Below are 22,431 nucleotides of genomic sequence, written 5' to 3'. Positions count from 1 at the left end.
ACAACTCAACAACTCAACTCAACTCATCTCATTACATCTCTTGCCATGCGTCCCAGCCGCACTATGAATGTCAACTGCTCTGCGCCGTACACTTCCATTCGTGCCTGCTTCAACAGCCCGTTTCGTGATGCTATCTCTTGCTGATCAAGCTGTATTATTGCTCCTGCATCATGTATCGTTGATTCAACGTACGCTCCCCGATAGGTTGTACGCACACATTGCTTGGTATGGGTAATTACAGCCTGTTCCTGACCGTCGCTGAACATAAGTGGAATCTGTGCTCCCACTGCCTCAAGCTCACCTTCAAATGTATACGTCACCGTAAGTTCATCCTCACGTTGTACATAACGCGCCGTTACAGAGCTGATCCCGGATAAAGGTCCCTTCCAGGTTATATCAAAAATATTCTCCGCAGTGTTGCGCATAACACCCTCTTCAACCTTCGTACCCGTTGTTGACACTGTTTCATTCATCTTATGTTGAGCCTCAGACCCCACCAATGGACCCATCTTCGAGAACACAACCGAACCACCGCCGCTTGCAGGGTCTATGCCCGCATCCCGGTCATATTCCTTACCTGACGGGATGCCCTCGGCCAAAGTGTGCCACTCCCCATCGGTTGTCTTCCAAGCAGGACAATAACTCAAAGGCTGAACAAGCCCTTCTGCAAATTCTGTGAACCCTGCCTGCCCATGGCTAGCTGCTGAAGGCCCAATCAACCCCGGTAGCCCCACCTGCTGTATCCGTACCAGTCCTGAAATGGTATAGGGATCATTCAGTGCGGTATGCAGCACCAATTGCTGACCTGGGACGGAAGCCAGCACCGTTTCGAACCAGCCGTCTGTTTGTAACACCCTGCTTCCCACCTCAGAAGGAAGATAGGAATGAGCGATATCCTCTCCTGAGTCACAGAGGCAAGCATGAGCCAGCGCTGCTGCCGTCCACAGATTGTAACAGGTATGATTTGTGTAGATTTCGTACCCGTGACGCTTCTCCAGTGCATATTCATTGCGTACAATCTTCAAACGTCCATCAGGCATCAGCCAGCGCTCTATCGCCGCAAAACATTGATTCGCCGCTCGTGCAAATGCACCCGCCATCACCGGATCTCCCGCTTGCATCGCCAGCTCAGCGTGTACTGAGCTGGCGATGCAAGCGCAGCTTCATTCCATTGGTGCTGGGAGCTGCGGCCACGTGGCGGTATTTCTCCCAGGGGTGACAACATCAGCAAGGAGCTGAACGCGCCGTGACGAAGCTTCTCTCGCAAGATATCTGCGACCGCCCCTCTGTATCCTGCTTCTATCATCACTTCAAGGTGATAGCGGGTAGCAATATCATAGGAAAATGGGCAATTGGGTCGATCCAACGGACCGTCCTGGTACAGTCCAAGCCCCGTAAACCGCGGCAGATGATAGGTTTCGAGATAACGATCCATCCAAGCTGAATCATCACTCGCAAGCTGTTCGTTCCACCGCAGGAACTCTCCTGAGATCATGATGGCATTCCAGTTAATCATCCGATTGGCGTTGTTCATCTTGCTCATTGTGAATACATAATCGTTCTCAGGATTGATCGTGCTAAGGGCCTCAGCCCAGATCGTTGCCTGTTCAGGACGAAGGGGCCGGAGCAGCATATAAGCCCCCATCATCAGCACAGGATAGAAATCAGGATGATTGTCGGGCGTACGCCCTTTGACCACCGCATCAATGCTCTGTGAGAGAGCGGCTGACGCCGACTCTAACAGCTCCATGTGCCCTGCACTCACTAGAACGGCCGCTGCCATAGCGTAAGCTGGCGTGGAATAATACCTTTCTATTCCAGAATACGGATCGATAATTGCCCCGTCACTGCTCTGAACCTTTTTGTAAGCGCAAACAATTCGTCTGACAAGTTCCAGCTTGCGCTCCCGATGCCAGCCATCCTTCGGTGCAGGACCAGCCTCGGCTGCCATCATACGATACTGTTCAAGTTCATTTGCCCATGGATATGTCGTTGTGGCTGTATAATGACTCACGTTGACTCACCTCGGTCTCTCCCGTAATGCGGTTCAATAATAAAATCGACCTGACATACGATCTCCAGCATTTCATGCTCAACCTTCTGACCCGTCTGAACACCAGCAAAACCTACAGCCTCTCCCCCAGAACTCATACATTCGTTTCTTTTGAAGGCCTCAACATCGTCTCCCTGCCATACAAGAGATGTACGATAGAATGTGACTGCAACCTGGTCATGATCTACGGTGTGCACAGCCTCTGTCTCTGCTCGCCAGAGAGATGCATCATATATCATGTACATGTTGGCCTGCGTAGCCCGCCATTGAAGCCGCCCTTTCCTTTCCAAAACCGGACGTATCCGGCTCATCCAGCGCTCTACCACACACGGGGGCCCGACATATGGCTCATCCACGCAGTGTTTCCTAGCATTGGTCTCGGTGCTCAACTTCCATTGAAATCGATCTACGACCCGTAAGGCTGCCAATTCCATCTCTACTTCTCCATCTGCACTTGTGTTGATTCTGCTTATTCGAGTACCATCCTTTTCGATCCTCCACCACATATGCCGTATATACTGATGCAAGGATGCTACCTTCGGATAGGCACACGTCAGATCGAGAGCTGCCTGCATCTCACTGCCATCTGGCTCCAATGTACACTCCAGCAGTTTGGCTATGGCCTCTCTGCCAGAGCTCTGCTCATATCCTTCAATTAGAGGTACATTATGCCCGGAGGACGAAATGTGAAGGTACTGCTCACGTTCCGGGGCAAAGTACGCCTGCGTGTACACCCCCGCTCCCGGATCACACAATATATTTTCGCCACCGCAATGAATAATCAGTTGTCCCAGGTCGTTATGGTTATGAGGTTCATCATTATGCCCCCCTTTAAACGAGCACGCCGCTTGAACCCACTCCCGGATGGAGCCCAATCTATCTGGTTCATTACATGCATCTGATATTTCAGACATTTGAAGGGCATGCTTAACGACCATCCAATCCAGCTGATGAAAAATAAAGCCATCATTGACCTGCACAGCCTTTTGTTTATGCTCATGTTCATATATTGCTGAATCACTCCACATGATGTTCCGCAGCATGTGTGCCCAGCGACGACAAGGATCGTCTGTAAGACGAGGAACTTGCAAGGGTATATCCACAGGCAGTCTGAATCTTGCAGCTAACCGAGACAGCAGTCCTGATGGTATTTCTTCGCACTCCGCGCTATCCGAATAGTTAACATATGTGCCGCCTGACAGATGAATTCGATTCGGGAAGGCAGCTATAGCGGCTATCTTGGGATCTGTCAGCAGATTCAAGGCTCCATCACTGTAATCCATTAACATCTCGGCATAATAGATGAAATAACCGAAGCCATATACCCAATACCTGATCCCTTCCGCACAACCGCCATCCTCGCCATAACCGCTCAGGAAAGCTTCCATACAACGGATTGTCTGCTTGATCGACTCTTGCAGGATTGTCTCTTCCTCAAGTAGCAGCATGGCCGCCATACCGCAGCATCCACCACAGACGGCGGACCAGTTATGATCTGCCGTCTGCCAGTGATAGGTTCGCTTTTCCCTGTATAACGGTGTAAAAATACGCCGCTCGGCCTCCATTACGACCCGTTCCACCACCAGCGGGTCTAGACGTTGACCATGAAGTACTATAACCTCAGCAAGCATATGAACCGTCTCTGCAGCAAAGAGGTCGATATTATACTCCACCTGCTGGGCTTCTCCCGTTCCCAGATGTGCAGGAAGACACCACGTATATTCATCACACAATGCCCACAGCATCTCTTCAAGAGCATGGAGGACATGAGGGGAGTCAGAATTGAGTGCAACCATCGCTACTGCTGCTACTCTGCCACGTCGATCGAAGTACACTTGCTCATAAGCTTTTCGTTCCCCCGTCCTGCTGAATTGTCGAAACAGTTCAAATGTCAGGCAAGGAAACGGTTCATTTTGTGCCCGTTCTCCATATACTTGCAAGTCTGCAAGCAACCCGGCAAACACAGGTTGACGCAATGCCTCTTGTATTCTATCTGCTCTTAGGATGCGAGTACTTCGCCAGGGATGTTGCTTCTGATGAATGACTTGCAGAATATAATCCTCAGCCGGCCAACTGAGCGTCTCAGGATCTTCTTCATGATGTTTTGAACGTGAATCTCTATATTTATATTCATTTCCGATTTCGTGATTAGAGCCTTGCATAGGGTTCACCACGCTTCACCGAAGGAATGTAGTACGCTAATCATAAAAAAGCACTGCATAGTCAACGATGGAAATCCGACTTCCTGCCTTACCGTTATTCAATAGCTAATGGGGATTGCTGCACAACAGACAGCCACTGACGAGCAATTAATTCATGACCTGCTGCGGTTGGATGCACGCCATCCCACAACCAGTAGGCAGCATCAGCCTGCTCCAGAGCTGCATTGAACGTGTTCTGCATCGGCACCCACACTGCTCCGAAGTGCTCCGCCATCTCACGAACTTGATGTTGGTACTCTGTCATACGTTTTTCCCAAGCTTCCCATTTCTCCAACGTTGCCCCAGTCTTCAGAATAAACGGTTCAATCAGAACGAGACCAGTATCCGGCAGTACTTCCCGCGTTTCCTCTAGCAAATGACGATATGCACGGGCAAAACGATCGGTATACCCTCTAGGCTCGCTGTTCATGGAACGCCAGACATCGTTAACCCCAATCAGAATACTGATCAGGTCTGGTTGCAAACTAAAAGCATCTTCATTCCAACGTGCATACAGATCCGATGCCCGGTTTCCGCTGATGCCTCGGTTATAGAACTTTTTTGATTTGCTTGCCAGCTCCAGACCCAGCCTGCTAGAGATCAGATACGCATAACCATGGCCGAGGACATGATTCAAATCCTCATCGCGTGATCTCCCCCCGTCTGTAATGGAATCCCCTTGAAACAAGATCGTGGATGGACTTGGTTTCATCTGAGATATCGCTCCTTTTTGATCAGAGTATACTACTTAATCCTGTATCATCTATTTCTAAAGTAAACTACACACTGTCACCGTTTCCATCTTATCCCTTTTTCGCTCATTAGAAAATAGCGTTTTCAAGGAACTTATATCTCCCTCTATCCTATGAGGTAACGTAATATCATCATCGATACGATACCCACCAGCACTGTGCCCAGCAGACTGCGTGTCCAGATGGCAATAGCTACTGTTGGCAGTGCTGCCCACAGCGCAGCATTTTCCGTAATAGGCACGAACTGATTACCCGACATAAACAACTCTTGACCGATCAGGGAAGCCATCACGGCGACTGGCACATACTCAAGCCAGCGCATAAGCCACACTGGAATCTGTATTTTACTGAAGAGCATGAGCGGCAACACCCGTGGGATAAATGTTAACAGCGCACAGCCCATAATGATCCAAAACACATCCCATCTTACTTCCATCGTTCCATCAACACTCCCATCGTTGCCGCAACAACCGCTGCTATGATAATACTCAGACTGCCCAGTGAAGCCATGCTTGCTAAAATGACACACACTACGGCAATGATCGCTACATTAATATGTATTTTTCTGCTTTTGCGGTGTACCAGTTGAAGCACGATCAGACCAATAAACATAGCTGGCAATGCATAATCAAGACCAAGCCGGTCAGGGTCCGTGATCCATCGCCCAAAGTAGGCTCCTGCCATATTAGCGACAAACCAGTTCAAATACGCTGTAATATTCAGCCCGTGCATCCAGCGTTCACTAAGTGTTTTTCTGTCGATGGCACGGGTCATTGCTACGCCGAATGACTCATCCGTAAGCAGTGAGCCGATCCACATATTTTTTAGCGGTGTCAGATGTCTGAAATAAGGAGATACCGCTGCACTGAGAAGCAGATGACGGAGATTCAAAAAGAATATCGTAAATATGATTGCTAATGCTGAGCCATTGGAAGCCAGCATACCTGCTGCAATAAACTGAGCAGAACCTGCATACAGAATAAGACTTAGTAATGCGATCTCGGCATAACTCAAACCGGCAGTCATCTCGATAACCCCTGCCGCAAAGCCAATACTTAAATATCCGAGCAGTGTAGGTACACAATCACGAACTCCTTGCATAAAAGTCGCATCATCTTGGAGCATACCCTTTTCAGATGCGGTTGATTGTAAGATATTTTGACTCAAATCAGGTACAACTCCTCTCTAATTTTAAATAATGCCAGCCGATATATAAGAGATACATATCCTGCTGTGTTAGATAAACAATCCAATCATTGAACGTGGAACGGTTCGCGCATTAACATAGAAATATACCACATTTCATGTCAGTTCGGGAGAGGAACATAGATCAATTTAAACTTTAACAGCCTCACAACATCAATCTTTCAAGGGAGGTTTATCCAAAGAGAAAAAAGTCCCGTTGCCGGTTTCCTTGGCAACGGGACTTTCTCGTTGGGGCAATGACTATTATTTGGATAGCATCTAATGGATCATGTCTTATTTATACACTGCATTCTCAGTTGTTCACTTCGGATACAGGGATCAACTATTGTTCGGATGACTTCGGTTCTCTGTGGTAGCCTCGATCTCCGTATGGCTCCAGCTTATCGAACCAGCGATTGAGACATTTGGCCAGTGCGTCCTTCGGGTCTGCGAAGGGATTATCATCCTTTTTCAACACTTCCAACACCTCAATGACGAAGGCATTCTCACCGTATTCGTTCCATTCAGCCTGCAAACGGCGATTTAAGTGACTTCCCATCTGCAACATAAATTGCTGGCCATTAATGGTCTTCAAATTCAATGTGCTGTCGATAAACACTTTACCGTTACGCTCATTCCGGATCTGGTACACTCCGGCTTCAATCTTAACTTCTTTAGCTTGCTCCTGTAACTCTTTACGCCGATTCATCTGCTTCTCCCCTTTACCTGAACTCTTTACTGAAGAATGGGGCTCTGTGCCTGGATCTGTACTCCATTCTCCTGAAGATGCTCGTATGGATTCTTCCGACGATTGCTCCTTCTGCCCTCTGCTGAGGTCTTTTCCCTCTGAAGAACTGCTCCCCAGCCAATATGCACTACCATCCTCTTTCCGCTCCAACAGACCGTAATCCACCAGATACCTCCGCATTTCCACATAGTCATCATGTATGTTCTTCAGAATTGCGTTCACCTGTTTTTCGGTATAGTGACGTTGCGGTTCGAATTGTTTAGCGATCTCCGTGAGTACGATATATTTATGCTTTTGCTGCATACGGAACGTGGTCATAGGGCCTGTTGGGCCTTCCGGAAAATATTTGCGCAACACATGATCCCGTTCCTCTTCGGATATGTCGAATGAATGCTGATCGATCGTATGTCCTTGTTTCATAATCGGCGACACCCATGCTGCCGGAGCATGAAGATCCTTCGTTTTCAATAGCTCCATCAATGCGAGGAAAATCTTGGCCTGCCTTTCTTTTTCCTTCAAAACAAACCGATGATTACGAATCGTCGATGCACTACCAATGCCCAGTGCTTTCTGCACTTCGGCATCCTTCTTCCCTTCATAGAACTGTGCCAGCAAACCTCGCTGTACATCGGACAGACCCGTCACACTTTTATCCAGTTCTAGCAGGTACTCGAATACGGAGCCATGTGCCTTTTCAATATGAACACGCATGTAACGAGCCGCATCATAGAGCACCCCCTCTTCGGGATATATAATTCCCGCTTCTGTTGTATAACCACAGCAGATGCACGAGTACGATAACTCTTCCTCCACATAGCCGCGTTTAATCTCGTCCAGAGAAGCGGTTTGCAGTCTTGATTCCGATGCCTTCATGAGTCGTCTTCCTCTCTTCTATTCAGTACACTTTCTCCGTCTTGTTCTGTATTGAAGTTAACACTTATCTTTTTATGAATCCGCAAGCTTACATCGTTATTCAATTTCATTTTTCATCATTTTTTTGTTTGTTTATTTATAGACATAATATTATTTTGTTTATTATTTGTCAAACACACGGATATGAAAGAACGGAAATAAACAAAAAGAGATAAATAGAAAAAGAACCTGTAGAAGACAAAAAGAAAAAGACTGCGGGTTAATTACCCGACAGTCTTCATCTCAACAATTCAATAATTATAGTTTAAAACGTTCAATGATACTTTGCAGATCCTCAGCCATCTTTGACAAGGCTGCTGAAGATGCCGCAACCTCTTCCATTGTAGCAAGCTGCTCCTGAGCAGCTGCCGAACCGTCCTCGGTTCCTGCGGCAATCTGATTGGACAGAACCATTGTATCGTTTACGGCTTTGTTTACATGTCCCATTCCCTGATCGATTTGGCGGGAGGCCGCAGCTGCCTCCTCTGCTTGTGCCGCTACTGTCTGTACCGCATCTCGGATCATCTGGAAGGCTTCACCGGCCTCCGAGATCATTTGTGAACTTGTAACCATGCCTTCCCCTGTACGTGCAAAGGTAGACTGGACCGCTTCCGTCTTCTCATGCATCTCTCGCATAAGTTCATTGATTCGCTCCGCTGAAGCACCTGAACTGTTGGCAAGCATCTTCACTTCATTGGCAACTACAGCGAATCCACGTCCATGCTGTCCTGCCCTCGAAGCTTCGATAGAAGCATTCAGTGCCAGGATGTTCGTCTGCTTGGCGATGACTGTAATCTCTGCCACGATCTCCAGTATTTCATCATTTTTCGCTCGCAGTTCATCGATTACTGCCTTCATTGCTTCACTCTCATCATTTACCTTTTGAATATGGGATACGGCCTCCTGAACGGTGACCAGACCAGCTTCTGATTTCGTGGAAGCTTCCATGGCAATCTTCTCGGTATGTTCCACTCTTGAAGAGATCTCTTTAACACCCAGTGACATCTCGCCGACAAGCTGCTCCGTAGCGGCAAGACTTTCATTCTGCATCGTTGTTCCTGAAGCTGCATCCTGCATCAACTCAGCTACCTGCTCTGTGGCTTTGGAAGTCTGTTCGGAGCTTGCCATCAACTCCTCGGAAGATGCTGCGAGCTGGCTAGAGGTATCATGCACCTCCCCCAATACTTTACGCAATGAAGTGGTCATCGTATCAAAGCTGTCTCCCAGCTGTCCAAACTCATCCTTACGCTGTAGCCCTACCCTAACTGTCAGATCCCCAGCACTTACCTGCGCTGCCGCCTTTGTCAGTTGCTGCAATGGACGGTGAATGCCGCGGATAATGAAGACTAACAGCACAATACCTACAATCACTGCCGACCCTACAAGGGTGATTGTACGGATCATAATCGGTTCGACAGCCTCATTTGCTTCGGAAGGAATCATCTCACCGACAATTTTCCAGCCCGTTGCTTCATTCGTATAGAATACAGCCTCCATCGGCTGACCATCGTATGTGTACGCTACGGTTCCCCGATCCTTCTTATACATCTCATTAATATAACTTTGATCTGACTGTGTACCAGATTCGATGTTGTAATGGAAAAGGAATTTTCCCCCATTATCCAACATATACAGTTTTCCTTCTTTGCCAATATGTATCTGTTCAACGGTTTCTTTTAAATGAGTCAAATTGACATTGGCGCCAAAGGCACCTTGTCCATCCGCCAGTTTGGCTGCTACTGTCACCACCCATTCCCCTGTCGTTGTAGACCGGAATGTATCCGAGATGATTGGCTCAGATTGGGACATCGCCATTTTATACCATGACCGATCACGAGGATCATAGATCTGGTCTCCAGCCTCAGGAGATTTCATCCAACTTCCATCCTCTGCTCCGGCAGTGAGTACTCCCAGCTCCTTATGGCTTTTCGACATCCGGTCCATCTGTGCCTGAATTGCAGGAGATATGTTAATGACCTCCTCTGAGGTCATGCCTGATGCTATCTGTGCAACGTTATCTTTCTCCATATTAAGCATCTGATCGATCTGCAGACTGAGCATTTCCGTTTTGGCCTGTGCAGAACGAATGATCTCCAGTTTAACCTGATCTGCTGCCTTCAGGTAAGCCAACCAGCCTACACTAAGACTGGGTACAATCAAAAATAAAAGCAGTGCGGCAATCAAACGTTTTTTCACTGTCAAAGTGAACCAGTTCTGAAGTCTTTTCTTCATTGTATGACTGGTTTGAATCTGAAACCTGTTTCTCATTGTCTATCCCCCATCATTATGTTCAAGTTTCTATATCGGAAAATTTATCTCAAATCATTACGTATCCATACTAAATAATCATAATTTTAATATCTTGACCTGTTTACTTGAAGTCACTCCGTTTTGACCCTCTAGTTGAGATCGATTACAATGCTAATATGTTGGTTTTTTATGAAACATTTGGGGGGAGAGGATTTACATTTTACACAAGCTTCACACGCAGCAATCCAAGTCTACTATTCGTTCATCCATGCTTCGTATCTTTCTAGCACTCATTTTATGTGCAGGACCAATACTCGGACAGGCGGGCAACCTAACCGCTTCTGCTACGCAGAGTACGCATAACGTCCACATTGAAGTCAACGGAGAGCAGCAATCCTGGAAAAACGCTCCGCTAATTTATAAAGGAACAACGTTTGTTCCTTTAAGGGATGTCGTTCAATCTCTCAAAGGGGACTTGAAATGGGATGCACGTACTAAGACAGCCACTATCATTGTTGGGAGAGATAAGCTGGTTCATCAAGCTGGCAGTAACTTCATCAAAGTAAACCAAGTGTCTCTATCTACTAAAGTGGAATCTCGCAATGTTAACGGATCACTAATGATCCCTGTTCGTGCTATGGCGAGTGCGCTCAAAGCAGATATCAAGGTCACGCGAACAACTACAGGTCAGATGAAAGTGGGTATCATCACCGATCAGGTCAGCTTGCTGCACCCTGAAGTAACCAGCGTAGATACCTATTTGCGTGAAATCAATTATCCTGGAATGGCTCTTATTGCTCGTGACGGTGAAGTACTATTGAGGCAGGGGTACGGTCTTGCAGATCAACATACACTGAATCGTCCCGATCAGAAGACCCGCATTGCGTCCTTAAGCAAATCATTCACGGCAGCTTCCATCCTGAGTTTAGCGGAAGCAGGCAAACTGGACGTTCAAGATCCTATCTCTAAATACATTTCGGGTATCCCGAAGGGAGATCAAATTACACTGCATATGTTACTGTCCCAAACTTCGGGGCTGCCTTCCGCCTTCGGTCGTGGAGAAGGCGTTACCCTTGAAGAGACTGTAGAGGAGATACGTCACAAAACGTTGAAGTTTGAGCCTGGCAGTGAATACTTATACAGCAACAGCGGTTACGTTTTACTCGCATACGTTGTCGAGCAAGTATCCGGCATGAGCTACGCGGAATATATACAAGAAACCATTTGGGGTCCACTCGGCATGAAGAATTCGGGAGAAGCATCCCGCGAGGTGCATACGAACAGCGGCTTTGTTCTGGAAGACGAACAGTGGGAACCTGCACCATACTATGTTTCACAATCTGGTTCAGGAACGATCTATTCTACCGTGGATGATCTGCTCAAATGGGATCGGGCACTATACACGGATCAGATTCTTAGTCCAGAAACGATTGAAACCATGTATACGCCTTACTCCGATAAGAATTACGGTTATGCCTGGATTCTTAAAGAAAAAGGATCTAAACAAACGGTCTTCCACAATGGTAGTGGTGGAGGGTTCTCTACCGCGTTTTCACGGAATCTATCCGACGATGTGACGATTATTTTACTCGGGAATCATGCGGGCATGGACATGACCTCACTTTTGAATGAGATTGAGAACAGGACAGCTAAAGCATTGAAATTATAAGAATCACTGGCACATCCCTATTTTCATCTGAAAGTATATATATCCGTGGGATGTGATCCTTATTTTATACTTCAACCGATACTTCAAAAGAGTATCTAATCATAAGCCTTTTACCGGTCATACAAAAAAGCGTCTATCTCTTGATAGACGCTTTTTTTGTATTTATAGATGACGTTTTCCTGTTCGGTACTCAGCTATTCTTCAAAAGATTAATTCATCTCCAGGAGACAACATATCAATCTCTAGATCAATCTCTGATTCTGGTTGAAGATGCTCCCTAAGCAGCCCTTGCCGCAGTCGTTCTGTCTCGGCATAATCGGTATGCACAAGTACGTTGTGCCGGGCAGATACCCGCTTTAACATCAGCTCAACGTCATGCCAACCTTGATGTACCTTGTAACGAACCTTCTCCACCCTGCATATGCCGTATCGATCTGGCATTTCGAGCAGTTGATGAGCAAATGTACCACCAGCCGCATGTCCAGTGAGCAGAACCAGATTGTTTGCATCAGATGCCCACTCTCCATAATACCAGCGTGCCAAAGCAGATTGCATCATGCCATCTGGGATAAACCAAAGTGAAGCTCCATACTTCGCAAGCAATCTCAAACGCTCCTCTTCCGTACCGACTCTATCCCAGTCCGTCCCATGTAGAAACCCTGAAATTCTGTGTATAGACCGGCTGCTGCCAGGCATTTGTTCCGTCTGTTCTCTAAGCCAGCCTGATGCTCCCTGCAATTGCTGCATACCTTCTACAAGCTTCTCTTCTACAATCAATGGCACATCAGGAAAGCGCTGCTGTGCCCACAGAATCAATTCCTGCCCTCGGCCTACCGCTGGCATTGGGAGAAGCACCTTGCCCCCACATCCAAGCGTTCTGGAGATCACCTGTTCAATCTGCCGTAATTTATCTACCTGTGTATCCCGGTCTGTGCCATACGCAGCATCTATAATAGCAAGATCAAGTTGAACTGTAGGTAGAGACGTGGTAACCATGTTTTCGCTAGTTCGTTCATCCCTGTAGCTGTAGTCTGCAGAGGAATGCTTATCTGTAGGCACGGGAGAATGTCTACGGGGTTCCGGCTCCCATTCCAGAGAAGCAGAAGAACCGATCGTTGCTCCTTCAGCACCTGTAGCCCCGAGAGCATGAGCTTTAACATATTCAAGCTGCCTAGTCATTCTTTTGTACGTCACATGATTCCTGCCTGACAGACCTTGAATTCCTCCTATCGAGACTGAATGTGGCTTTGTCCACGTTCTACTCTGAAGCTCCAGGTCCGCTTTCCTGAAACCGTCAGCCACATCGTCCACTTGCAGCAACATCGACTCCGATGTGTAATCGCCCGAGTACAGTATTCGCCTGCCTTGCATCTCCAGTCCAAACCAGACAGATCCAGCCAAATGTCCACTGCGCCCCCAGATCACCGACACACCAGGTAACAATTCAAACCAGCACTCACGTTCAGTCTCATCCTCCAAAAATCGATAGCGAATACGCTGCTCATCGGATTTATCATAGGGCAAGGCGTGTCCCGCATGTTCCATATTACGTCGCCACGCTCGAAAATACGTTGTCAGCTGCTCTTTTGTCTCGCGTGTTGTCCATACTTCGCCCGTGTACCCTAGCTTGTAGAGCAACGGAATGGCAACAGAGTGATCCTCATGGGCATGGGATAACAGCACCGCATTCAGTTGTGGCACAACCGCCGGTTCTATGAGCGGATATTCGCCGCTTCCTTCTTTTTTCACACCACAATCCAGCAGCAGTCGGTAACGGCTCCCGCTGAGCAAATAGGCGGAACGTCCATGCTCGCCCGCACCGCCCCATACGTTCAGTTTGATCATGATGCATTCCACTTTCTCTTTGAATTCAGCATTTCAATTCCCAGCAACATCAGCACCGTCATGCCTACGGTCACCACAGCCATTGCCATACCAAGCGATACCTGACCCTGTTCAAACTGGGCAAAAATATACGTCGCCGACGTCTGCATCGACGGCGGAAGAATCAGGAGCGAACCGACCAATTCACGGGTCGCAATCGTGAATGTCATCATCCAGCCCGCCAGCATGCCGGGCAGAATCAGCGGAACAAGGATACGCCGCAGAATGTACAGCGGCTTACCGCCAAACACTTGACCCGCCTGGAACAACGTGCCGTCAATCTGGGTGAAGCTTGATTTTACATATTGCACGGTGTATGGCAGGAACAGAACCACATAGGTGAGCACCACCATACCGTACGTGTTATATAGTGTCACGGGCATCCACGGCGAGTTCCAGAACAGAATCAGTCCTACGACCATGACAATGCCTGGTACCGTATTGGGCAGCAGACTGAACAGATCGATGATCCGCTGCATGAACGATGAAGACTTGCCAATCGCCAGTGCAAAACCTGTACCTATAATCACCGCTACCGTGGAAGCTGCCAGAGACAGCCCGAGACTGTTCCCAATGGCCTTCATACTTACGGAGCCCCAAGATAGTAATTCTCGGTAATGATCCAGTGTCAGATTATCCAATGCCAGCCCTGCTCCCCGCAGTTTCATCGTGGAGGCTGCAATGATGGAGAAATACGGAATACCGATCGACAGAATCAATAGAATGGCCAGATACGCACCGCACAACCATCCTGTCCAGCCACGTAGAGAATAACGCTTCGAACGCTGGCCTTTGCCACCTACCAGACGATACGTGAACTTCCGGCTGATCGCCGACTGCATGTACCACATGACCAGACAGACGGACAGCAGTACAGATGCCAGCGAAGTAGCCTTACCAAAGTCAATTGGCCAACTGGAGATGTACTTGTGAATCTCAGAAGTCATCACATAATAACCGATCTTGCGACCGAAGGTAGCCGGGGTGCCGAATTCCGCAATCGTTTTAACAAAAACAAGCATAATCCCCATTCCGTAAGACGACAGCAATAGGGGGAGAATAATACGTCTGAAACGGTATCCTGCACGTGCACCGTGCACGGCCCCTGCTTCCTCCAGATTACCACCGATGCGGATCAACGCATCCCGCAGCAGCAAGTACAGGAATGGAAACAGGTGCAGACTCATGATCATGACCATGCCCCAGAAGCTAAAGAACAGCTCCGTCCAGTTCGCAGATGAAGGAACCCATTGCTGCAGGTATCCCCCTTTTTGCATAAACAGAATCCAGCCCATCGAGCCGATATACGGCGGGGTCATGAACGGGATCATCAGTATAACATCGACCCAGCGGTGCTCTCCCATCCGGGTTTTGGACATCATCCATGCGAGGGGTAACGCCAGCAGTGTGGTCATCGCTACCACGCAGATCCCTAGCCAGATGGAATTCAGCAGCACACTCGACAGATGATGACCGGTAATCGTACGAATTGGCGCCATCCAGTCCCATTGCCCATCTGGATAAACACTTTGCCAGAATATCAATAGTAGCGGCATCCCAATACTAATCGCCAGCAGAAAGAGGGCTAACACCACGCCCACTCTCCGAAATATACGGTTGTTATCCATCACAACAGGTTTCACTACGCTCACCTCACATGACATTCCACGTCAAGACAGCAGATCTCCCTGTTGCCTACCGTTTTTTGTATTTGTTCTTCCATGCGTTGAATAAAGATGAATTACCTTCGCATTTGCATGCGCATGCGCGTCACTTATTTAAAGGTTTCGGAGAAACGTGCTGCGGTCTCATCACCATGCTCGCTCATCCATGCCCAATCCACTTTCAGTTGCGGAATGTCCTTCACATTGGCACGATTCGTTGCTTCAATATCCTCACGTCCCGGAATCAGATATGCATCTGTTACCAGCTTCTGTGCCTCATCCGACAACAGGTAGTCAATGAATGCTTTGGCATTCTCTACATTGGGACTGGATTTCAGAATGGCTGCCGGTCTCGGGCTAATGACTGTACCTTCTTCAGGGTAGATGATATCCAGCGGTTCCCCTTTGGCTTTGGCGGAGTAGGCCATGTAGTCTACACCTGCTGCCACAATGCTTTTGGCACCCGTAATGACCGGATCTAATGCTTCCTGGTTCGCTCCTGTCATAGCTACACCGTTCGCTTTGTAGGCACTCAGCAAATCCCATCCTTTATCCCCATTAGCACTTAGGTAACCTGTAATGAAATCGAGTGCAGAACCAGACAATGTCGGATCAGGAATGTTCACAACATCTTTCCATGCCGGTGTTGCCAGATCTGCCCAGCTTTTGGGCGGCGTCGTCACCAGTTTGCTGTTATATACAATGCCCAGCGCAGATGCACTACTGCTAAAATAGTTACCTTCCGCATCCGACCAATCTTTGTTCAGCTTGTCCGCATTGGCCGCTTCCGGATAAGGCAACGTGAGACCCTCCGCCTTTAGCGCCTGTGCCGAAGGCAAAGATGCCAGAATAACCACGTCTGCTACCGGGTTAGATTTCTCTGCTTCCATACGAGCTAGAATTTTGCCTGTCGTGCCTTGGAACATCTCCACTTCAATGCCTGTTTTCGCTGTAAATCCACTTACGATATTATCTGCCAGCTTCTGTGGCCCTGCACTGTACAATACTAGTTTGCCACCTGTTTCTTTCGTCGATGTTTCCGCTGCTGCCGCTGTATTTCCATCCCCCGTAGGCTGTGCTGCATTGCCATTCGTAGTGTTGCCCGTACTGCATCCGAACAGACTGAGACTCATCACTGCTGTTAATAGAAGTGTTGCCCTCTTTTTACGTGACTTCATACCAAACATGTTCATGCCATCTCCCTTAGATTCGTATTAAGTAAGCTGCTACGCCTTGTATTGTTCTACACATCATTTGATCCACTTTACGTTTTAGTTCATTCTAGGCCCTCTTAAGTTACCTGTGGTGAACTTGTTAGTTTGCGGCAGCAATCACTTCTCTCTGCTTTCCACCCGTGTTCAGATTCAGATGGAGCTGCAAATCTGAATCTGAATTCGAACTTCTATTCTGGCCCTGCGGATCATGCATGCGGCAGATTCGTTCTGGCGATACATGCAGTTGCACTCTCTCCCCAACGCGAACCCTTTCGTTCGCATACGCTGTCCACATGCCCAGACCTTCCATCTGTACACGTACCTCATAACGTTCTCCCACATAACTCACGCTGAGGATTCTTCCAGGGTAGCCCAGATCATCTTGGCCTGCTTTGTACCAGGTCACATGTTCCGGACGAATCATAGATTCGTTTGGCGTAAGCCAATTGGACTTTCCAATAAACGAGGCGACATAAGGATCACTCGGCGTAGAATAGATCGTTTCGGGCGTGCCCTTTTGCAAAATTCGTCCTTTCTGCATCACCACAATCTCATCCGACATGGACATCGCCTCAATCTGATCATGCGTCACATACAGAGCAGTTAATCCCATGTCCCGTACTAGTGACATCATCTCAATTCGCATCTCTTCTCGAAGTACTGCATCCAGTGCACTCAGCGGCTCATCAAACAAGATCACACCCGGCTTCACAGCTACCGCTCTGGCAAAAGCAACCCGCTGCTGCTGTCCACCTGACAGCTGATGAGGATAACGATCCTCCATGCCTTGCAGACGAACCATATCGAGTGCTTCATTCACCTTCTGGCGCAGATCAGACTTCTGTTTGCCTGCTTTCAAGCCAAAAGCTACATTTTCGTATACTGTCATATGCGGCCATAATGCAAAATCCTGAAACACCATGCCCAGATTGCGCTTGTGTGTTGGTGTATCGATCCGCTTTGCTGCAGAGTAGATGTATTCCCCATCCGCACGAATCTCTCCCGCATCCGGCTGTTCCAGCCCGGCAATCATGCGAAGCAGAGTTGTTTTGCCACAGCCTGAAGGGCCCAGCAAGGTAGTGAATTTTCCGTGTTCAAGCGTCAGATCGGTGGGCAATAGTGCAGGCGTTTGATGAAATGATTTTTGAACTCCCGTTAACTCCAGTTTCATACGCATCCCTGCCTGTCCTCTTGTACTGATCTCAGTCTAACGCTCGCCTTCAAGAGTTGTTTATTGAGTTTGTAAAATGGAAATTAACTTTTTAGATGAATTCTGTTGATGTTCATAGATTAAATCTATAGAAGAGGATGTAGAACGTAGAGGAGTGTGGACCAGTTGAACCTGATTAAGTTGCACATTGTCGAATTGATCGACAAACATCACCATATGACAAGCGTGGCCGAGATCCTAGGCATCAAGCAGCCTACCGTTACCTTTCATATGAAGTCATTAGAGGAAGAGATGGGAGTGCGTTTGTTCGAATCGCGCAGTGGAAAAACGTTTCTGACCGAAGCTGGACAAGCTTTGCTTCATTATAGTGTCAAAATCAATGCCTTGACCCAAGAGGCACGCCGTGTAGTCAAAGAATACGAAAGTCTGTATCGGGGCACGCTCCATATTGGAGCAAGTTACGTCCCGGCTACATATCTACTTCCGTCCATGCTACATTCCTTTTCGAAGGAGTTCCCTGGCATTCAGATGGTGTTGTCCGTCAAACCCGCCCCTGTCATCCGTGAGATGGTAATCCGTCATCAGCTTGATCTGGGTATCATCTCATCTGAGCCGTTTGTTGGCCCGATATTACATGCGGAGACGCTGTGCAAAGACGATCTCGTGTTAATCTGCGCTCCACAACATGCACTGACTCAGAAAGAATCGTTGCAGCCTGAAGATATCGCGCAGATCCCTTTCGCATTACATGGTAATGAGTCCAGTACCCGGAGACTGACCAACCAATGGCTTGCACAACATGGTATTCGGCTAAGAAGTACGGTCGAGATGGATTCCCTGGAAGCGATCAAACAGCTCGTGTTACTTGGCGGTCATATCTCCTTCATGTCGCGAATGGCTGTACAATGGGAGGAACAGCAAGGTCTTATACAGGTGATTCCCATTCCCGGAGAGCAGGCACCACGCCATATCTATACCGTACACAACAAAGACCGCCATCCTTCGGTTCAGGTTGATCGATTCATAGCCGTGTTGCGTGGAGCCGTTCCTACCGATCCTCCTCCATTGCACGAACCTATTGGATGAACCGATAAAAACTATCGCCAGCCATTCATCAAATCTATGCAGGGTTAACGTAATGCGCGCTTCCCGTTAATCGCATTCAGAAACTTGGACGGTAAAGTGGGGTCTGTACGTTAATCCAGATTGGGAGAGTGATTGGTTTTGAAAAAGTGGAAAAAGGTAACTGCCTCGTTGATGCTGAGCATCATCACCCTGGGAAGTGGACTGACATTTTTGGATACGCCGCCGGCTTCTGCCGCTGCCAACGCCGTTCCCGCTTATGAAGTGAAGTTCCTCGCGAAGCCGGAGCTCGTCCTAAACACCGATGGAACACCGCGCAGTGAGGTCATCCAGAGCCTTGGCCTGAACCCCACAGCACGAAATATCAATGTGGAGTACTTCGATACGAATGCTCTCGGACTGGATGCAGAAGGATGGAATGTTCGTTTTCGCAAAAAAGATGACAAAAATAACTACGAGCTGACTTACAAAAAACGTTACCCTGTCATAAACGGAGATATTGATGCAGCACTGACACTTGCAAACCAAGAAGGCTTCGATCAATCCGATGATAACTATGAGGCTGAGATTGACTGGGGATATGGCAAACAGACCCTGAGCTTCTCTAATACGAAAAAGGTAGATACCAAAGCAACAGGCTTACAGCTACCTTCTGAAAAAGATGCCTTGAACCTGCTGCTGGACAAGCTTCCAGGTAAATTGAAAAACTGGTCTGACTCCAATTGGGGCAAACAACAACTCTCACAATCTCGCGCTTACGGCCCAATCACCTTCCAGCGCTACGAAGGAACATGGAACGGTCAAGAGCTTACCCTGGAGGTATGGCCTATCCGCAATGAAGCAGGCACAGGTATTGAGAATATCGTTGAAGTTTCATTCAAAACGGATGACTCGGCAGCCGTTTCTGAACTGCGTAACCAGTTGATGCAATTGCTTCAGAACAAAAACTGGCTAATCCCTTCCGACGGCCTAAAGACACAGGCGATTCTGGAACGATATTAAACACAGGAAGTAATTTTATTAACTTTTTTATAGAATCAACTTCGTTTTAAAAATAGCAAATTAGCTCCTTAAACAATGAAAAGCTCCTCTTCCAGTTCTGAGACGGAAAGAAGGAGCTTTTCATTGTGTGCGCAATTTTACGATGACAATCACTAGGTGCTCTTAGCACATTTTTCTTGAGACTACCGTAGCAGTACAACAGAAAATAATAAAAGGTATGTATAATCTAGCGCCTTACATTAGAATCTACGATTACAGTCTGGTAACGCCATTTCTTGAGTTCGTAGTGAACAATCTCCCCTCAATCTCCCATAGAAATTGTTTGGCGATCGAAGGCTTCATAAACACTATTCCTATTTCACGGAATCTGCCATTCATATCATAACTGATGGTCAGAAGAACACTTTTAGATGTGATCCTGTTATTGGGGGCCGAAGAATGGATTCCTCTCACTTTATGAAGGGAAAGCTCAAATATTTGGTGATTCGTTTTAATGAATATTTTTTCATTCCCTAATAGTACATCTATTATCTTACCTTCTGAGACTTGGGGTAACCCGTATTGATGGATCCCGACCGAGTGCAATCTTGCACCGAACTCCCTCTTCAGCCTATTCGATTTGTCTATTTGTCCCATTCCAAAAACAAGTAGAGCTACAATAACGATGATCATGATAATAATAGGACCCACTGAACTCCCTCCAATACATTTTCTCTTTAAGATTTAGATTAACATAGATACATATACTTATAATATAATTGATTTCTTCGAGCCCACCGTATTTATCAATACATTCATAAATAACTTAACAAAAAAAGAGTTCTTGCATTATGCAAGAACTCTTTTAATTGTAAGCGGGTGATGGGAATCGAACCCACGCTATTAGCTTGGAAGGCTAAAGTTCTACCATTGAACTACACCCGCATAAAACAAAATCGGGATGACACGATTTGAACATGCGACCCCCTGGTCCCAAACCAGGTGCTCTACCAAGCTGAGCTACATCCCGATATGAAAAGTAAATAATGGCGCGCCCTGAGAGATTCGAACTCCCGGCCTTTTGATTCGTAGTCAAACGCTCTATCCAGCTGAGCTAAGGGCGCAAATATTGGAGCGGAAGACGGGAATCGAACCCGCGACCCTCGCCTTGGCAAGGCGATGCTCTACCGCTGAGCCACTTCCGCAAAATATATGGTGCGGTCGAGAGGACTCGAACCTCCACGGGGGTTAGCCCACACGGACCTGAACCGTGCGCGTCTGCCAATTCCGCCACGACCGCAAAACATAAAAGTGAGCCATGAAGGACTCGAACCTTCGACACCCTGATTAAAAGTCAGGTGCTCTACCAACTGAGCTAATGGCTCATAATAAATGGCTGGGGATATAGGATTTGAACCTATGCATGACGGAGTCAAAGTCCGTTGCCTTACCGCTTGGCTAATCCCCAACAAGAAATTATGGGGCGATCGAGGGGAATTGAACCCCCGAATGCCGGATCCACAAACCGGTGCGTTAACCACTTCGCCACGATCGCCATAAAATCAAATTACTGCATGAGTATATTAGTATTGCCATCAGAATCTATATTATACAGTGTACTTCCCTCTGATTGCAAAAACTAAAATGGTGCCGGCGAGAGGACTTGAACCCCCAACCTACTGATTACAAGTCAGTTGCTCTACCAGTTGAGCTACACCGGCATGGTGTACATGAAGCTTGTAAAAATGGCGGAACCGACGGGATTCGAACCCGCGATCTCCTGCGTGACAGGCAGGCATGTTAGGCCAACTACACCACGGTTCCAGATCACTTTCTTAATCTGCATTAAGAAAGCTACAATTGCGGGGGCAGGATTTGAACCTGCGGCCTTCGGGTTATGAGCCCGACGAGCTACCGGGCTGCTCCACCCCGCGTCAGTATAAGATAGATGGTGGAGGCTGAGGGGATCGAACCCCCGACCCTCTGCTTGTAAGGCAGATGCTCTCCCAGCTGAGCTAAGCCTCCATCTTGGGATTCTCATCCCATAATATTACCTATGACCCGTAGGGGATTCGAACCCCTGTTACCTCCGTGAAAGGGAGGTGTCTTAACCCCTTGACCAACGGGCCTCACTAAAAAAGAATTGTGGCGGAGAGAGAGGGATTCGAACCCTCGAGACGCTTGTGACGCCTACACGATTTCCAATCGTGCTCCTTCGGCCAGCTCGGACACCTCTCCATGGCTCCCCGAACAGGACTCGAACCTGTGACAACTCGATTAACAGTCGAGTGCTCTACCAACTGAGCTATCAGGGAATGGTGGAGCCAAGCGGGATCGAACCGCTGACCTCCTGCTTGCAAGGCAGGCGCTCTCCCAGCTGAGCTATGGCCCCATTCATATTCTTCTTATTTAGTTACTATGGGCCTTGGTGGACTCGAACCACCGGCCTCACCCTTATCAGAGGTGCGCTCTAACCAACTGAGCTAAAGGCCCACGTAAAAACTCCATCTCCCTGTTAAGTGGGGCAAAAAAAATACCCCAAAGGGAATCGCTTGGCGGCTTCCTACTCTCCCAGGACCCTGCGGTCCAAGTACCATCGGCGCTAGAGGGCTTAACGGTCGTGTTCGGGATGGGTACGTGTGGAACCCCTCCGCCATCGCCCCC

15 protein-coding genes, 17 tRNA genes and 1 rRNA gene are annotated in these 22,431 nt (G+C 47.9%); 3 read left to right on the top strand and 30 right to left on the bottom strand.

Annotated elements, in window-relative coordinates:
- Positions 1-23: 23 nt before the first annotated feature.
- From PQG66_RS19805 to PQG66_RS19770, 8 genes are all read right to left on the bottom strand, one after another.
- Positions 24-1,100, bottom strand: a complete 1,077-nt coding sequence (locus PQG66_RS19805) for a hypothetical protein (RefSeq protein WP_272039535.1) — start codon at positions 1,098-1,100, stop codon at positions 24-26.
- Positions 1,100-2,014, bottom strand: coding sequence for a hypothetical protein (locus PQG66_RS19800; RefSeq protein WP_272039533.1), 915 nt, complete (start codon positions 2,012-2,014; stop codon positions 1,100-1,102). Before PQG66_RS19800 ends, PQG66_RS19805 begins: the two co-directional genes overlap by 1 nt.
- Positions 2,011-4,215, bottom strand: coding sequence for a heparinase II/III domain-containing protein (locus PQG66_RS19795; RefSeq protein WP_272039747.1), 2,205 nt, complete (start codon positions 4,213-4,215; stop codon positions 2,011-2,013). Before PQG66_RS19795 ends, PQG66_RS19800 begins: the two co-directional genes overlap by 4 nt.
- 94 nt (positions 4,216-4,309) lie before the next feature.
- On the bottom strand, positions 4,310-4,966 hold the full coding sequence (locus tag PQG66_RS19790; RefSeq protein ID WP_272039532.1) for an SGNH/GDSL hydrolase family protein: 657 nt from the start codon (positions 4,964-4,966) through the stop codon (positions 4,310-4,312).
- Positions 4,967-5,112: 146 nt separating this feature from the next.
- A complete protein-coding gene (locus PQG66_RS19785) occupies positions 5,113-5,442 on the bottom strand; it encodes an AzlD domain-containing protein (protein WP_272039531.1) in 330 nt (109 codons plus the stop codon).
- Positions 5,433-6,173 (bottom strand): AzlC family ABC transporter permease, encoded by a 741-nt coding sequence (locus tag PQG66_RS19780; RefSeq protein WP_442955135.1) that lies wholly within the window; start codon positions 6,171-6,173, stop codon positions 5,433-5,435. The genes PQG66_RS19785 and PQG66_RS19780 overlap by 10 nt, the downstream gene beginning before the upstream one ends.
- Before the next feature lie 361 nt (positions 6,174-6,534).
- Positions 6,535-7,812: a DUF2087 domain-containing protein gene (locus PQG66_RS19775; protein ID WP_272039530.1), complete on the bottom strand. Its 1,278-nt coding sequence runs from the start codon at positions 7,810-7,812 to the stop codon at positions 6,535-6,537.
- 297 nt (positions 7,813-8,109) lie between these two features.
- Entirely contained in the window at positions 8,110-10,119 is a 2,010-nt protein-coding gene (locus PQG66_RS19770) for a methyl-accepting chemotaxis protein (protein WP_272039529.1), read from the bottom strand.
- Between the two features lie 250 nt (positions 10,120-10,369).
- On the opposite strand from PQG66_RS19770, the gene PQG66_RS19765 reads away from it, so the two are divergent.
- The gene (locus PQG66_RS19765) at positions 10,370-11,770 is read left to right on the top strand and encodes a serine hydrolase (protein WP_272039528.1); all 1,401 of its coding nucleotides are present in this window, start codon (positions 10,370-10,372) and stop codon (positions 11,768-11,770) included.
- 201 nt (positions 11,771-11,971) lie between these two features.
- Here the strand turns inward: PQG66_RS19765 and PQG66_RS19760 are convergent, their stop codons facing one another.
- The 4 genes from PQG66_RS19760 to PQG66_RS19745 form a co-directional block, all read right to left on the bottom strand.
- Positions 11,972-13,615 (bottom strand): INTS11 family MBL fold metallo-hydrolase, encoded by a 1,644-nt coding sequence (locus tag PQG66_RS19760; RefSeq protein WP_272039527.1) that lies wholly within the window; start codon positions 13,613-13,615, stop codon positions 11,972-11,974.
- Positions 13,612-15,282 carry an ABC transporter permease gene (locus tag PQG66_RS19755; protein ID WP_272039745.1) on the bottom strand — a complete coding sequence of 557 codons (1,671 nt, stop codon included), beginning with the start codon at positions 15,280-15,282 and terminating at the stop codon, positions 13,612-13,614. Before PQG66_RS19755 ends, PQG66_RS19760 begins: the two co-directional genes overlap by 4 nt.
- 146 nt (positions 15,283-15,428) lie before the next feature.
- Positions 15,429-16,505, bottom strand: coding sequence for an ABC transporter substrate-binding protein (locus PQG66_RS19750; protein WP_272039526.1), 1,077 nt, complete (start codon positions 16,503-16,505; stop codon positions 15,429-15,431).
- A 127-nt stretch (positions 16,506-16,632) separates the two neighbouring features.
- Entirely contained in the window at positions 16,633-17,703 is a 1,071-nt protein-coding gene (locus PQG66_RS19745; protein WP_272039525.1) for an ABC transporter ATP-binding protein, read from the bottom strand.
- A gap of 165 nt (positions 17,704-17,868) precedes the next feature.
- On the opposite strand from PQG66_RS19745, the gene PQG66_RS19740 reads away from it, so the two are divergent.
- Positions 17,869-18,789, top strand: a complete 921-nt coding sequence (locus PQG66_RS19740; RefSeq protein ID WP_272039524.1) for a LysR family transcriptional regulator — start codon at positions 17,869-17,871, stop codon at positions 18,787-18,789.
- A gap of 138 nt (positions 18,790-18,927) precedes the next feature.
- Positions 18,928-19,788 carry a CYTH domain-containing protein gene (locus tag PQG66_RS19735; RefSeq protein WP_272039522.1) on the top strand — a complete coding sequence of 287 codons (861 nt, stop codon included), beginning with the start codon at positions 18,928-18,930 and terminating at the stop codon, positions 19,786-19,788.
- 853 nt (positions 19,789-20,641) lie between these two features.
- Here the strand turns inward: PQG66_RS19735 and PQG66_RS19730 are convergent.
- The 18 genes from PQG66_RS19730 to rrf form a co-directional block, all read right to left on the bottom strand.
- Positions 20,642-20,712: transfer RNA gene (locus PQG66_RS19730), tRNA-Gly, on the bottom strand.
- Between the two features lie 11 nt (positions 20,713-20,723).
- Positions 20,724-20,797 (bottom strand) — tRNA-Pro (locus tag PQG66_RS19725).
- Positions 20,798-20,814: 17 nt separating this feature from the next.
- Positions 20,815-20,891: transfer RNA gene (locus PQG66_RS19720), tRNA-Arg, on the bottom strand.
- A gap of 6 nt (positions 20,892-20,897) precedes the next feature.
- Positions 20,898-20,972: transfer RNA gene (locus PQG66_RS19715), tRNA-Gly, on the bottom strand.
- Between the two features lie 8 nt (positions 20,973-20,980).
- A tRNA-Leu gene (locus PQG66_RS19710) sits at positions 20,981-21,067 on the bottom strand.
- Positions 21,068-21,079: 12 nt separating this feature from the next.
- Positions 21,080-21,152 (bottom strand) — tRNA-Lys (locus tag PQG66_RS19705).
- 8 nt (positions 21,153-21,160) lie between these two features.
- A tRNA-Gln gene (locus tag PQG66_RS19700) sits at positions 21,161-21,235 on the bottom strand.
- An 11-nt stretch (positions 21,236-21,246) separates the two neighbouring features.
- Positions 21,247-21,322 (bottom strand) — tRNA-His (locus tag PQG66_RS19695).
- A 90-nt stretch (positions 21,323-21,412) separates the two neighbouring features.
- Positions 21,413-21,488: transfer RNA gene (locus tag PQG66_RS19690), tRNA-Thr, on the bottom strand.
- 25 nt (positions 21,489-21,513) lie between these two features.
- Positions 21,514-21,591, bottom strand: a tRNA-Asp gene (locus tag PQG66_RS19685).
- Between the two features lie 36 nt (positions 21,592-21,627).
- Positions 21,628-21,701: transfer RNA gene (locus PQG66_RS19680), tRNA-Met, on the bottom strand.
- A gap of 15 nt (positions 21,702-21,716) precedes the next feature.
- Positions 21,717-21,792 (bottom strand) — tRNA-Val (locus PQG66_RS19675).
- 32 nt (positions 21,793-21,824) lie between these two features.
- Positions 21,825-21,896 (bottom strand) — tRNA-Glu (locus PQG66_RS19670).
- Between the two features lie 17 nt (positions 21,897-21,913).
- A tRNA-Ser gene (locus PQG66_RS19665) sits at positions 21,914-22,005 on the bottom strand.
- A 1-nt stretch (position 22,006) separates the two neighbouring features.
- Positions 22,007-22,082: transfer RNA gene (locus PQG66_RS19660), tRNA-Asn, on the bottom strand.
- Position 22,083: 1 nt separating this feature from the next.
- Positions 22,084-22,159 (bottom strand) — tRNA-Ala (locus PQG66_RS19655).
- Between the two features lie 27 nt (positions 22,160-22,186).
- A tRNA-Ile gene (locus tag PQG66_RS19650) sits at positions 22,187-22,260 on the bottom strand.
- A gap of 57 nt (positions 22,261-22,317) precedes the next feature.
- Positions 22,318-22,431: ribosomal RNA gene (gene rrf, locus PQG66_RS19645) — 5S ribosomal RNA — on the bottom strand; the annotation flags it as partial.

It is taken from the genome of Paenibacillus sp. JJ-100, assembly GCF_948329825.1.
Classification (GTDB): domain Bacteria; phylum Bacillota; class Bacilli; order Paenibacillales; family Paenibacillaceae; genus Paenibacillus.
This window is presented reverse-complemented; position numbering and strand designations above follow the sequence as displayed.